The organism is Inquilinus limosus MP06 (assembly GCF_000767795.1).
Taxonomy (GTDB): Bacteria; Pseudomonadota; Alphaproteobacteria; order DSM-16000; family Inquilinaceae; genus Inquilinus; species Inquilinus limosus_E.
Genome location: NZ_JANX01000126.1, coordinates 1 through 13,161 on the forward strand (window position 1 = coordinate 1; position 13,161 = coordinate 13,161).

Sequence of the window (13,161 nt, forward strand, 5' to 3'; positions counted from 1 at the left end):
GTGCCGCCCTCGGCCTCGACGCAGCGGCCCAGCAGGTCGAAATGGGCGTTCAGCATCGCCGCCACCTCGGCCGCCGGCATCCGCTCGGCCGTGGCGGTGAAGCTGACGATGTCGGTGAACATCACCGTCACCACCCGCTCGGTGGAAATCACGGCGCCGCCGCTGCGCAGCAGGCGGCGGACCAGCGATTTCGGCACATAGGTCTCCAGCCAGCGCAGCCCGGTCAGCATGGTGTTGTAGGCACGCGCCTGCTCGTTCAGCTCGGAGAACAGGCTGCCGGGCAGGGGGCGCAGCGCGGCGAAGTCGAGCGAGCCGACGGCGCGCACCTCCCGTGCCATGGCGCCGACCGGGCGAGCGATGGCGCGGCTGACGAGGATCGCGACCAGGATGGCGATCGCCAGCACGGCCAGCCCCGCCAGTGCGGCGCGCAGCAGGTCGTCGGTCGGCTTGTCCAGCGCCGCCACCGGCACCTCGACGCCGACGATCAGCGGCGCCGGGGCATAGCCCGGAACGGTCCGGGTCAGGACGACGCGGCCGTCGTCGCCCCGCCGCACGACGCGGGCTTCCAGGTTGGCCTCGCCGACCGTCTCGGCCTCGCCGTCGGTCCACAGCGCGGCTAGGAACGGGTCGCCGACCTCGTCCAGCCGGGGCAGGGGATGCCCCGCCGACAGTGCCGGGCGCTGCGTCGCCATCGCCGGATGGGCCAGCACGCGGTCACGGCCGTACAGGATGAAGGGCGTGGTGCCGGGGTTGGTCTCGGCGATCGTCCGCAGGTGGTCGGACAGCGCGTCGACCGTGATCGTCGCCCGCAGCACTCCGGCGAAGCGGCCCTCGGCCTGGACCGGCCGGCTGAGATTGGCGACCGAGGTGCGCATCGGCTCTGCTGCCACGTAGTAGACCGGGCCCCAGGCGGCCTCGCCGCTGCCGCGTGCGGCCTCGATCTCCTGCCGCTCCTGGTCGGTGTGGATCGTGTCGGCGAAGGTGAAGGCTCCGTGCGGGCCCTGGGTGACGCCGCGGATCGTGCCGTCGGGCGCGGTCAGGGACAGGACGCGGACCTGCGGCGTGCCGGCCAGGGCGCCGGTCAGCAGCCGGTCCAGCGCCGCGCCGTCCGCCGGGTCGGTGCGGCCGGAGGCGATCTCCCGCGCCAGGAAGGCCAGCTGGTCCTCGACCGGGGTGAAGCGGTCGCCGATCCGGGCCTGGACGGAATCGAGCCCCAGCTGCGCCGCTCGGGCCAGCAGGTCGCGGGTGGTGCCGGCGGTCATGAACCAGAACACCGCGAGCACGTCGATCGTGGTCAGCGCCACCAGCCCGGCCATGACCACGGCCAAGGTGCCGGACAGGGGAATGGTGCGGCGCCGGGTGCCGCTCACCTGCCGGTCCGTCTCAACCCCTGCCGCCAACCCGTCGCCTCCTCGCGCTGGCGGCACCTTACACCACGTCGACGGAATTCCTCCGCGGCGTGTTCTTCAGAGAATGACCGACGCTCCGACCTATATCGGCACCGCCGGCTGGAGCGTGCCGTCGCGCTATGCCGACCGCTTCCCGGCCGACGGCACGCATCTCGAGCGCTACGCGCAAAGGCTGAACGCGGCCGAGATCAACACCTCCTTCTACCGCCCGCATCGCCGCGCCACCTATGAGCGCTGGGCGGCCAGCGTGCCGGCGGATTTTCGCTTCGCGGTGAAGGTGCCGCGGACGGTGACGCATGAGCAGCGGCTGCGGGAGTGCGGCGACCTGCTGGACCGCTTCGCCGATGAGGTGACGGGGCTGGGGCCGAAGCTGGGTGTGCTGCTGGTGCAGCTGCCGCCGAGCCTGAGGTTCGAGGCGGACATCGTGGAGGGGTTCTTCGCGGAGCTGCGCCGCCGGACCGAGGCACCGCTGGCCTGCGAGCCGCGCCATGCCACGTGGTTCGGGCTGGAGGCGAAGGAGCTGCTGGAGCGGCTGCGGGTCGCCCGCGTCGCCGCCGATCCGGTCCGGGCGCCCGGGGCAGGGGAGCCGGGCGGGTGGACGGGGCTGGTCTATTACCGGCTGCACGGCTCGCCGCGGATCTACTATTCCGATTATGACGAGGCCGTGCTGGCCGGGGTGCGGCAGAGGCTGGAGCGGCACCGGGCGGCGGGCGTTCCGGCCTGGTGCATCTTCGACAACACCGCCGCCTTCGCCGCTCTCGGCAACGCCCTCACGGTTGCGGGCCTGTAGACGCATCGGCCACCAGCGGTCCGACCGGGCTCGCCTTGGCCGGCTGGATCTCCTCCGCCTCCACCAGGTAGCGGTAGGGTCCCCGGGTCGTGGCGTCGAAGGGCCAGCAGGTGGCCAGCACCAGGTTACGGCCGGGCGCGCGCGGGTCGATGCCGGAGACGTCCCACAGCGCCACCCGCGTGCCGGTCACCTTGAAGGCGACGCGGCGGCCGTCGCGCCGGGTGACGTCGATCTCGTCGCCCACCTGCACGTCGCGCAGCACCCGGAAATGGGTGTCGCGATGGGCGGCGTAGACCGCGGTGCCGGGGTCGCCGGCCTCCGGCGTGTCCGCCACATGGCCGGGGCCGAAGGCCAGGGCCTGGCCGCTGGCGCCGGCCAGGGCGATGGCGCTCTCGCCCAGCCGCGGCAGGTCGATCCGCGCCACCGGCCATGTGTCGGCCCAGGGCCACGGCTTGACCGACCGGCCGGTCTCCAGCGTCGCGACGAAGGCGCGGTCCAGCAGGATCTGGGCCAGCTGCGCCTTGGCGTGGATCCAGACGCCCTGGCCGGCCAGGACCAGGCCGCCGAGGACCAGAAGGAGGGCAGCCGCTTTCCACAGCCGCAGGCCGGCTCTCTCCCCCTCACCCGCCCGCCGCGAGCGGCGGGCCCCTCTCTCTCCCCGAGGAGAGGGACTCTGAGCCACGGCCTCATTCACCTCTCCTTGGGGAGAGGTCGAAATCGCGTCGGCGATTTCGGGTGAAGGGGCGGTTCCGATCCAACCCACGAGGACGCTCATGCCCGGCCTCCCACCGTCCGACGGCTGAAGGCGAAGACCGCCAGCCCGGCCAGCAGCAGCAGGACGCCGCCCAGGATCCGCAGCTCGGCATCGGTCGCGGTCTGCGGCAGCACCACCTCCTCGACCGGCAGCGGCTTGTCCGCGGCGGCCGGGGCATCGGCGCGGGCGGCGGCGGGCAGCAGCAGGGCGGCCTCGCGGAACTCCGGCTTGGGCTTGGCCGTGCCGAACACGCTGTCAAAATCCCAGCCGGCGGGCAGGTTCAGCGGGATGTCGTTGCGGGTCAGCGGGGTGCCTTCCGGCCGGCGCGGCGTGCGGTCGACCGCGACCAGGCTGGTCAGCCGCGTCACCAGATGGTGCTGCAGCGCCAGCGCCAGGATGCGCTGGTCGGCCTGCTCCGGCCCGATCTGGCCCAGGGTCTGCGCCACCTCGGCATCAGCGATCCGGCGCCGCGCCCACAGCTTGGACAGGCCTTCGCCCTTGGCCGCCTGGGCCACCGGCAGGATGACGGCCCAGGGCTGGTCTCCGATCATGCCCTTGACCTCGATCGTGCCGGTCAGCGCGGCCAGCTTCGCTGCCAGCACCACCGGCTCGCCGCGATACAGGTCGGGCAGCGTCTCCGGCGTCGCGTCGGCGGCGCCGGCCGAGAAGCTCGCCGACAGGTTGGTGACGACCGGGCTCTCCAGCTTCTCGAACAGGCCGCGCATCCGCTCCTCCACCTGGTCGGGCGTGCCGATCTGGGTGAAGGTGCCGCGGCCCAGCTCGGCGGCGCGGCTCATCAGGAAGGTGTTGGGGGCGGAGCCGATGCCGACCATGAACACCCGCGACCGGCCGCGCATCCCGGCGATGGTGTCGAACAGCTGCTGTTCGTTGCCGATGGCGCCGTCGGTCAGGAACACCACCTGGCGCAGCCGCGGGGCGCCCTCCGTGCCGCGGTCGGTGAGGGCCGCCTTCATCGCCGGCACCATCTCGGTGCCACCCGTGGCCTCCAGGCCGGAGACGAAGCTCCTGGCGCGGCCGAGATGCTCGCTGTCGGCCGGCACCACATCCGGGAACAGCACGTCCAGCGTGTCGTCGAAGCGCACCACGTTGAAGCGGTCGACCGGCGACAGGCGGCCCAGGGCGTAGAGCAGGCTGGACTTGGCCTGGTCCATCGAGGCGCCGCCCATCGACCCGGAATTGTCGATCACGAACACCACGTCGCGCGGCCGCTTGTCCTCGGCCTGCCGCAGGGCGGGCGGGGTGACGAAGGCCAGCAGGTAGTCCTCGCCGGCGACCTTCTCGCGAAACAGCCCGACCGAGGGCGCGGCGCCGGCCGCCGGGGTCCAGCTCAGCTCGAAGTCGCGATTGGCCGGGACCGGGCCCTTCATGGTGACGACGCGGCTGTCCGGTCCCTGCATCTCGATGTCGACGGCATGGTTGGCGCTGACCACCTCGCCCAGCGGGAAGCCGGCCTGCAGCCGCACCTTCAGAGTCACCGGGTTGACCGGCGCAGCCTTGCGCGGGTCCTGCACCGGCGGGGTGATGCGGTCGCGATCGGGCACCGGGTCGGTGCTGGTCTGGCCCCAGGCGCCCTGGTCGACCGACTGGCGCACCGGCGCCGGGCTGTAGCGCGGCGCCGCCACCAGCGGCACGCGCAGCAAGAAGCGATCGCCCGACTGGTGCACGCTCTCCTGGTACTCGATCTGGATCAGCACGGTCTCGCCCGGGCCGACATTGGCGACCGAGGTCGTGAACAGGTTCGGCCGCTCCTGCTCCACCAGCCCGGCGGTCTGGCCGGCCTGCCTCGCCGCCTCATAGGTGCGGCGTGCCTCTTCGCGGGCGGCGATGTCGCCGGTGATGACGCGGTCGCCGACCACCATCTTCAGCGTGTCGACCGCGCCGTCCTCCGGCAGCGGATAGACATAGACGGCCTCGACCCACTGGTCGGTTGGGTTCTGGAACACCTGGGTGACATGGGCCCGCGCCGTCGGCCCGCTGACCGTCAGGTCGACATCGGTGCCGAGGCGCGGCGCCTCGACATAGCGGCCCTTCTCATTGGCGCGGAACAGGAGCGCGCCGGACTGCATCTCGCCCGGCGTCACCAGCGCCGGCCCGGTCTCGGCATGGGCCGCGCGCCCGCCGAAGGCGAGCGTCAGCACTGCCAGCAGCAGGGACAGCAGCAGCAGGGGCGCCGCATGCCCGAACCGGGACCGGAATGCCGGCCCCAGCCCCGCCGGTTGCTCCCTCGTCATGGACCTCATTTAACCCTCCATGGACCCCGGCCGATGCCCCATCGGCCTGGGTTTTTTGTCGGTCCGGCGGGGTTTGTCCGGCCACGGTGATGATCCGGCTTGTTCCGCAGGCGGTGGCCGGGATAGGTCTTGGTCCGCACCGGCCTGTGCGGATTGGTGCGGATTTGTCCGGAGGAGGGCGCTTTGGTCGGCTTGTCGACGCATGCGGCCGAGCACGAGCTGTCGGAGGAGCAGAGCCACGCCGTCGCCGGGTTGGTGCGGGAGGAACTGGCGCGCCGCCGCATCTCCCGCCAGTTCCTGGCCGACCAGGCGAAGATCAGCCTGTCGACGCTGGAGAAGGCCTTGTCCGGCCGCCGCCCCTTCACCCTGGCGACGCTGATCCGGCTGGAGGAGGCGCTGGGCGTCAAGCTGCGCCAAGCCGAGCCGCGGGCCGCCGCCCCCGTCGTCGCCGCGCCGGCGGCCTTGCCGGTCGGGGTGGCCGCGGCCGATCTCGGGTCCTATGCCCGGCCGGCCGTGTCCTGGATCGAGGGCGTCTACCTGACGCTGCGGCCGTCCTTCGGCGACCGCCGGGCGATCTACGCCTATCGCACCGAGATCCACTGGGATGATGCCGGGTCGCGCCTGGCGTTCCGGGAGTCCGAGCGGGTCGACGCGGCCTTCACCCAGCACGGCGTCGTGTCGGTGCCGAACCAGTCCGGCCACATCTATCTGGTGACCAACACCCACGGCCAGTACCGGATGGCGATCCTCGGCCGGCCGACCATCACCGGCGAGATGCACGGCATCCTGACCACGCTGCAGGCCGGCCCCGGATCGCAGCTGACGCCGGTGGCGTCGCCAATCGTGCTGGTACCGATGGCGGCGGCGGGTGCCGCGGCGGAGTTCGGCCGCATCGGGCCGGACCAGCCCTGCCATCCCCGCTACCGCGACATCCTGCGGCGGACGGTGGAGGAACCCTTCGCCCGCTTCTTGCCGGTGACGGCGGAATAGCCCTCCGGCGTTTGCCGCCCCGGCCCCGCGGCCTATCATCCCCGGATCGGCGCCCGAGTCTTTTACGGCGATCCGCGGGCGCGGGAACTCGGGGCCGAGATGCGCTTTCACGCCGACCTGCACGTCCATTCCAAGCATTCGCGGGCGACCAGCCGCGACCTGGACCTGGAGCATCTGGCGCATTGGGCGGCGCGCAAGGGCATCGGCGTGGTCGGCACCGGCGATTGCGTGCACCCGGTCTGGCTGGCCGAGCTGAAGGACAAGCTGGTGCCGGACACGCCGGGCCTGTTCCGGCTGCGGCCGGACATCGAGGCCGCGGTGATGGCGACCTTGCCGGCGCCGTGCCGGACCCCGGTGCGCTTCATGCTGTCGACCGAGATCTCGACCATCTACAAGAAGGGCGACCGCACCCGGAAGATCCACCACCTGATCTACGGGCCGGATTTCGACACGATCGACCGGCTGCAGGCCAGCCTGGCGCGGATCGGCAATATCGCCTCCGACGGGCGGCCGATCCTCGGCCTCGATTCCCGCGACCTGCTGGAGATCACGCTCGCCTCCGGGCCGGGCGCCTATCTGGTGCCGGCCCATATCTGGACGCCGTGGTTCGCGGCGCTGGGGTCGCAGTCGGGCTTCGATTCCATCGCCGAATGCTACGGCGACCTAGCGGACCACATCTTCGCGGTGGAGACCGGCCTGTCCTCCGACCCGGCGATGAACTGGCGGATCTCCTTCCTCGACCGCTACCGCCTGACCTCGAATTCCGACGCGCATTCGCCGGGCAAGCTGGGGCGCGAGGCCACCGCCTTCGACTGCGACCCGGACTACCACGCCATCCGCCGGGCGCTGGAGACCGGCGAGGGCTATGTCGGCACCGTCGAGTTCTTCCCGGAGGAGGGCAAGTACCACGCCGACGGCCACCGCAAATGCGATGTCCGGCTGAGCCCGCAGGAGACGCTGGCGCTGGACGGCCGCTGCCCGGTCTGCGGCCAGCCGGTCACGGTCGGCGTGCTGCACCGGATCGAGAACCTGGCCGACCGCAGCGAGGAAGAGGCGGTGCCGCCGCCGACTGCCGGCCAGATCTCCAGCCTAGTGCCGCTGCCCGAGATCCTGTCCGAGTTGCTGGCCACCGGCCCGGCCAGCAAGGCGGTGGAGCGCAGCTACGACCGGCTGGTCGGCACGCTGGGGTCGGAGCTGGGGATCCTCGGCGAGGTGGCGGTCGAGGACATCGCCCGCGCCGAGAGCGAGCTGCTGGCCGAGGCGGTGACCCGGCTGCGCCAGGGGCAGGTGATCCGGGACGCCGGCTATGACGGCGAATACGGCGTGATCCGGCTATTCGAGCCGCAGGAGCTGAAGAGCCGGACCGCGGGAGGGCTGTTGTTTGACCTGCCGCAGAGGCGTGTTGAGCCGTCCCGCCCATCCATACCCCGTCATCCCCGCGGAAGCGGGGATCTCGTCGCGCCCGAACCGGAGGGAGATTCCCGCTTTCGCGGGAATGACGATGGAGGGGAAAGGGCAGACGGGCCAGGTGCCGCGGCCATTGCTCCCGCCACCAGCCTCCTCGACCGGCTCGATCCGGACCAGCGGGCGGCGGCGAAGTGGGTGGAGGGGCCGCTCCTGATCGTTGCCGGGCCGGGATCGGGCAAGACCCGGACGCTGACGCACCGCATCGCCCATCTGGTCGCGGATCACGGCGCGGCGCCCGACTCCTGCCTCGCCATCACCTTCACCCGCCGGGCGGCGGCGGAGATGCGCGAGCGGCTGGAGCATCTGCTGCCGGGCGCCGCGGCGGGAATGTCGATCCACACCTTCCACTCGCTCGGCCTGGCGCTGCTGCGCGAGCATGGCGAGGCGGCCGGGCTGCACCGCGACTTCAAGGTGGCGGGGGAGGCGGAGCGCGCGGCCCTGCTGCAGGAGGTGCTGGAGGTGTCCCGCACCAAGGCCGAGCGGCTCTTGCGCGCCATCTCCCGCGCCAAGCGCACCGGGGCGCCGGCCGATCTCGATCTCGCCGAGGCGCTGGCCCGCTATGACGAGGCGATGGCGCTGCGCAACTGGATCGATTTCGACGACCTGATCGGCAAGTCGATCGCGGCGCTGGAGAGCGATCCTGGCCTCGCCGCCCTGTGCCGCGACCGGTTCCGCCATGTCTCGGTCGACGAGTTCCAGGATGTCGACGACAGCCAGGTGCGCCTGCTGTCGCTGCTGGTGCCGCCGGGAGGCAATCTCTGCGTCATCGGCGACCCGGACCAGGCGATCTACGGCTTCCGCGGCGCCGACGCCTCCTGCTTCGACCGGTTCCACCGCGACCATCCCGGCGCCGCGGTGATCCGGCTGCGGCGCAACTACCGGTCCACCGGCACCATTGTCACCGCCGCCGCACGCTTCATCGGGGCGGATGGGCGGACGGAGCCGGCGGCGGAGATCGTGCGGGCGATGCAGGATCGCATCTCGGTCCATGCCGCCGCCAGCGACAAGGCCGAAGCCGAGTTCGTGGTGGCGGAGATCGAGGCGCTGCTGGGCGGCCACAGCTTCTTCTCGATCGACAGCGGCCGGTCGGACGGCCGCGCGAACGACCAGCTCGGTTTCGGCGACATCGCCGTGTTGTACCGCACCGACGCCCAGGCCGAAGCGGTGGCGGAGGCGCTGGGCCGCGGCGGCATGCCCTTCAAGAAGAGCTCGCTGGCGCCGCTGTCGGAGGACCCGGCGGTGATTGCCCTGCTGGCGGCGCTGGAGCGGGAGGCGGGGGAGGGGCCGCTGCCGCAGGGTCTACAGCGGGCGGCGGAGGGGCTGCGCCGCGACGGCGCCGACCCGGCCGTGATCACGGCGGCGCTGCAGCGGCTGTCGCTGATCGCCTCGCGCCGGGACAGCGACGATCGCACGGCCTTCCTGACGGCGGTGGCGCTGGCGACAGAGGCCGACTTCTGGGACCCGCGGGCCGACCGCGTCTCGCTCTTGACGCTGCACGCCGCCAAGGGGCTGGAGTTCCCTGTGGTGTTCATCCTGGGCCTGGAGGACGGCGTGCTGCCGCTGCGCTTCGGCGAGGCCGACCCGGCGGCGCTGGCGGAGGAGCGGCGGCTGTTCTATGTCGGCATGACCCGGGCGATGGACCGGCTGTTCCTGTGCCGGGCGCGCGAGCGGCGCTGGCGCGGCGGCACGGTACGGCTGGAGGCGTCGCCCTTCCTCGGCGAGATCGAGGCCGAGCTGCTGGCTCATCGCCGCGCCGACGCGGCACCGCGGCGCCCGGCCGAAAAGCAGCTCAGCCTGTTCTAGGCCTCCCGCCACGAGAAGACCGCAATTCGACACGGTTCCATCGTGTCGCGGCGCGAATGCGGCCATGATTTGCCGCTTTGCTGAGGTCCATTCATGCCGACCTCGGCAGCATTCATATTTTGAGAGGGTTCCATCGCCGTGCGCACCACTCGACGCCAGATGCAGGGAATCCTGTTCTACGCCCTGGGCGTCGGCGCCTTCGCGACGATGGATGCCTTCGCCAAGTATCTCAGCGGCAGTTATCCGGTGGCCGAGATCATCCTGATCCGCGCCCTGTTCGGCTACCTGCCGATCCTGCTGCAGTATCGCATGGGCACGGTGCGGGGGATGCAGGCGGTGCGATCGGCCAATCCGCTGATGCAACTGCTGCGCGGCGGCTGCGTGCTGGCGGCCGGCGCCACCTTCTTCCTCAGCCTGTCCGGCCTGTCGCTGGCCGACGCGACCGCGATCTCCCTGGCCGCGCCCGTCTTCATGGCGCTGATCGGGATCACCGTGCTGCGCGAGCCTGCGGGGTGGGAGACCTATGCCACCATCGCCGTCGCCCTGGCCGGCGGTCTGCTGATCGTGCGGCCGACGGACGGGATGAATCTCTACGCGCTGATCGCCGTGGTGTCGGCGCTGTTCTACGCGCTGGGCGTGGTGGCAACGCGCCGGGCCGGGCAGGCGGATGCGCCGGTCGTCACCGCCATCTGGGGCAACACGGTGATGCTGGTGGGCTCCGGCGCCTGGGTGCTGCAGTCGGGATGGGTCTGGCCGGTGGCCGGCGACTGGCTGCCCTTCATCGGCGTCGGCCTGGCCGGCGGGGTGGCCAACCTGCTCTACATCGCCGGGCTGCGGCTCAGCGGCGTGTCCGATGTCGCGGTGATCGACTATTCGATCTTCGCCTGGGCGGCCGCCTTCAGCGTCTTCGTGTTCCACGAGGACATCCCGGCCGCCAGCCTGATCGGGGCCGTCCTGATCCTCGGCAGCGGGGTGTACAGCGCCGCGGCGAAGTGGCTGCGGTCGCGCGACGAGCCGGCGGGGGAGCCGCTGGCCGTCGGCATGGGCCCGACCTCCTGAGACAGGCTGAAACAGGAACGGGGGCCTGCGCCCCCGTCTCCCGATCGTTCTGCCGTCCTGTTTGCCGGTCCGCCGGGTCGCGACAATGACGCCCATCGAGCTTCTGATTGCGGGCGGACTCAAATATGCCCGTTTGACTATCGACGCCTTGAAATACCTCTTCATGTAAATATCGGGCCCTTCGTCAGGGGCTCGATGGGCGTACCATCCGATGGGATAGTGTCCGGATCCTACCCGGCCCGCGTGAATCGATCGTGAATTCGTTTCACGGAGTCCGTCGTATGCGAAAGGAACTTGCGGAGTGACCTACGAGCTCTATTACTGGCCGGAGATCCAGGGCCGCGGCGAGTTCGTCCGGCTGGCGCTGGAGCAGGCCGGGGCCGACTATGTCGATGTCGCCCGCCAGGAGGGCGACGACCTGCCCGGGCTGATGCATTACATGCAGGACGGGGCGGTGCCGCAGCCGCCCTTCGCGCCGCCCTATCTCAAGGCCGGCGACCTGCTGATCGGCCAGACCGCCAACATCCTGCTGTTTCTCGGCGACCGACACGGCCTGGCGCCTTCGGACGAGGCGGGGCGGCTGTGGACGCATCAGCTGCAGCTGACCATCGCCGATCTCGTGGTCGAGGTGCACGACACCCACCACCCGATCGGCAGCGGCCTGTATTACGAGGACCAGAAGCCGGAGGCGAAGCGCCGGGCGGCGGATTTCCTGGCCCACCGCCTGCCGAAGTTCCTCGGCTATTTCGAGCAGGTGATGGCCCGCAACCCGGCCGGCGACACGCATCTGGTCGGCGACACGGTGACCACGGCCGACCTGTCGATGTTCCAGATGATCGCCGGGCTGTGCTACGCCTTCCCCAAGGCGATGGCGAAGGTCGAGCGCAACCATCCGCGCCTCGTGGCGCTGCACGACCTGGTGGCGGCGCTGCCGCGGGTGAAGGCCTATCTGGCGTCGCCCCGGCGCATCCCGTTCAACCCGATGGGAATCTTCCGCCACTATCCGGAGCTCGATGCCTGACCTATCTTGTCGGACAATAGCTCGGCAAGGGAGGATGGGATGATCATCGTCACCGGCGGCAGCGGCCAGGCGGGTCGCGCCTGCCTGAAGGACCTGATCGCGCATGGCCACGACGTCTGCTCGGTGGACCTGGCGCCGCCGGCCGACCCGTCGGTCCGGCACAGCCGGGTCGACCTGACCGATTACGGCCAGACCGTCGCCGCCTTCTCGGCGATCGACGACCGGGTGGCGCGGGTCACCGGCATCGTCCATCTGGCGGCGATCCGCGCCCCCGGCCTGGCGCCGAACCATGTGATCTTCGAGACCAACACGGTCAGCACCTACAACGTGTTCGAGGCGGCGCGGCAGCTGAAGATCCGCAACATCGTCTGGGCCTCGAGCGAGACGGTGCTGGGCCTGCCCTTCTCCGACCCGCCGCCCTATGTGCCGGTGGACGAGGAGTATCCCGGCCGGCCGGAGACCGCCTATTCCCTGTCCAAGCTGATGGGCGAGGAGATGGCCAAGCAGTTCTGCCGCTGGGATCCGGAGCTGAAAATCATCGGCCTGCGCCTGTCCAACGTCATGGATCCGGAGCGCTATGTCGAGTTCCCGGGCTTCGACGACGACCCGCGCAAGCGCAACTGGAACCTGTGGGCCTATATCGACGCGCGCGACGCCGCCCAGGCGATCCGGCTGGCGCTGGAGTCGAAGCTGACCGGCGCCGATGTCTTCGTCATCGCCAATGCCGACACGGTGATGAGCCGGCCGAACGACGAGCTGCTCGACGCCGTCTATCCCGGCGTGCCGCGGAAGCGCCCGTTCGGCCCGAACGAGACGCTGCTGTCGATCGAGAAGGCGCGCCGGGTTCTGGGCTACGAGCCGCGCCACAGCTGGCGCGATCCGGCATCACGCTGAGGCCGGGGCTCGTCCTGACCTGCGGTCTCGATGACCGGGCCGGCAGGGACGACCCGCCGCCGCAAAGGAAACCGGCCTTCGCGCGGCTGTGTTGCCATCCAGGACCAACATGCCGAAGGAAGCTTTCGGGAGTGGTGTGCATCCCGGGGAGCGGAAGCAACATGGACGTGTTCACGACCCTCATCCTCGTCTGCGCAGCGGCGATGCCGCAGCCCGCCTGCACCCGCGACACTGCGGTCGACGTGGTCGCCGGCCCGGCGGCGCCGTCACCGCTCGGCTGCGGCTTCGCCGGCCAGGCGATGCTGGCCAGCACCGCCCTCGGGCCGGGGCTGGGCGGGGGCCGCTATCTCAAGGTCGTCTGCGACCGGCGGCACGGGGAGGGCTGAACTCCTAGTGAAGCGCCGCGGCGAAAGCGGTGGCCGGGACCGCGAAGTTCAGGGTCAGCCGGTCGGTCGAGCCGGCGACGGCGATGCCCACGACCTGCCACTGCCCGTCCCGCAGCGCCAGCAGCGGGCTGCCGCTGGTGCCGCGCGTGCCGTTGCAGTCATGGATCAGCACCGGCCCCTTCTGGGTGCGGTCGGTGCCCAGCACCATGCAAGCGGTGTCGGCGGTGATGATCTGCGCCTTGTCCTGGCTGTAGCCGCCCAGCATCACCGCCGTGCCGGGCGTCGGCACCGCATCCGCGACCACCAGCGGCGGCGCCTGCGGCGGGGCGTCGTCGG

The 13,161-nt window shown here is 71.2% G+C and carries 11 protein-coding genes; 7 read left to right on the forward strand and 4 right to left on the reverse strand.

What is annotated here, in order from left to right:
- A partial coding sequence (locus P409_RS12460; protein WP_152613357.1) for a HAMP domain-containing protein occupies positions 1–1,370 on the reverse strand: 1,370 nt, incomplete at its 3' end.
- A 103-nt stretch (positions 1,371–1,473) separates the two neighbouring features.
- On the opposite strand from P409_RS12460, the gene P409_RS12465 reads away from it, so the two are divergent.
- A complete protein-coding gene (locus P409_RS12465) occupies positions 1,474–2,199 on the forward strand; it encodes a DUF72 domain-containing protein (protein WP_034836498.1) in 726 nt (241 codons plus the stop codon).
- On the opposite strand, the gene P409_RS12470 is transcribed toward P409_RS12465, so the two are convergent.
- Entirely contained in the window at positions 2,180–2,881 is a 702-nt protein-coding gene (locus tag P409_RS12470) for a class GN sortase (protein ID WP_202964650.1), read from the reverse strand. The two genes, P409_RS12465 and P409_RS12470, sit on opposite strands and share 20 nt — an antisense overlap.
- A gap of 89 nt (positions 2,882–2,970) precedes the next feature.
- Entirely contained in the window at positions 2,971–5,205 is a 2,235-nt protein-coding gene (locus tag P409_RS12475; RefSeq protein WP_052120485.1) for a marine proteobacterial sortase target protein, read from the reverse strand.
- Between the two features lie 183 nt (positions 5,206–5,388).
- On the opposite strand from P409_RS12475, the gene P409_RS12480 reads away from it, so the two are divergent.
- The 6 genes from P409_RS12480 to P409_RS12505 all read left to right on the forward strand — a co-directional run bounded on the left by P409_RS12480 (position 5,389) and on the right by P409_RS12505 (position 12,825).
- The gene (locus P409_RS12480; protein ID WP_202964651.1) at positions 5,389–6,195 is read left to right on the forward strand and encodes a helix-turn-helix domain-containing protein; all 807 of its coding nucleotides are present in this window, start codon (positions 5,389–5,391) and stop codon (positions 6,193–6,195) included.
- 99 nt (positions 6,196–6,294) lie between these two features.
- Complete coding sequence (locus P409_RS12485; RefSeq protein WP_034836501.1) at positions 6,295–9,465, forward strand: UvrD-helicase domain-containing protein; 3,171 nt, start codon at positions 6,295–6,297, stop codon at positions 9,463–9,465.
- Positions 9,466–9,603: 138 nt separating this feature from the next.
- Entirely contained in the window at positions 9,604–10,524 is a 921-nt protein-coding gene (locus tag P409_RS12490) for a DMT family transporter (RefSeq protein ID WP_152613358.1), read from the forward strand.
- A 301-nt stretch (positions 10,525–10,825) separates the two neighbouring features.
- A complete protein-coding gene (locus P409_RS12495) occupies positions 10,826–11,545 on the forward strand; it encodes a glutathione S-transferase (RefSeq protein ID WP_034836505.1) in 720 nt (239 codons plus the stop codon).
- Positions 11,546–11,584: 39 nt separating this feature from the next.
- Complete coding sequence (locus P409_RS12500; RefSeq protein WP_034836506.1) at positions 11,585–12,439, forward strand: NAD-dependent epimerase/dehydratase family protein; 855 nt, start codon at positions 11,585–11,587, stop codon at positions 12,437–12,439.
- 161 nt (positions 12,440–12,600) lie between these two features.
- Positions 12,601–12,825: a hypothetical protein gene (locus tag P409_RS12505; RefSeq protein WP_034836507.1), complete on the forward strand. Its 225-nt coding sequence runs from the start codon at positions 12,601–12,603 to the stop codon at positions 12,823–12,825.
- 4 nt (positions 12,826–12,829) lie between these two features.
- On the opposite strand, the gene P409_RS12510 is transcribed toward P409_RS12505, so the two are convergent.
- Positions 12,830–13,161 (reverse strand): trypsin-like serine peptidase (locus P409_RS12510; protein ID WP_034836508.1); only part of this gene is annotated, 332 nt, incomplete at its 5' end.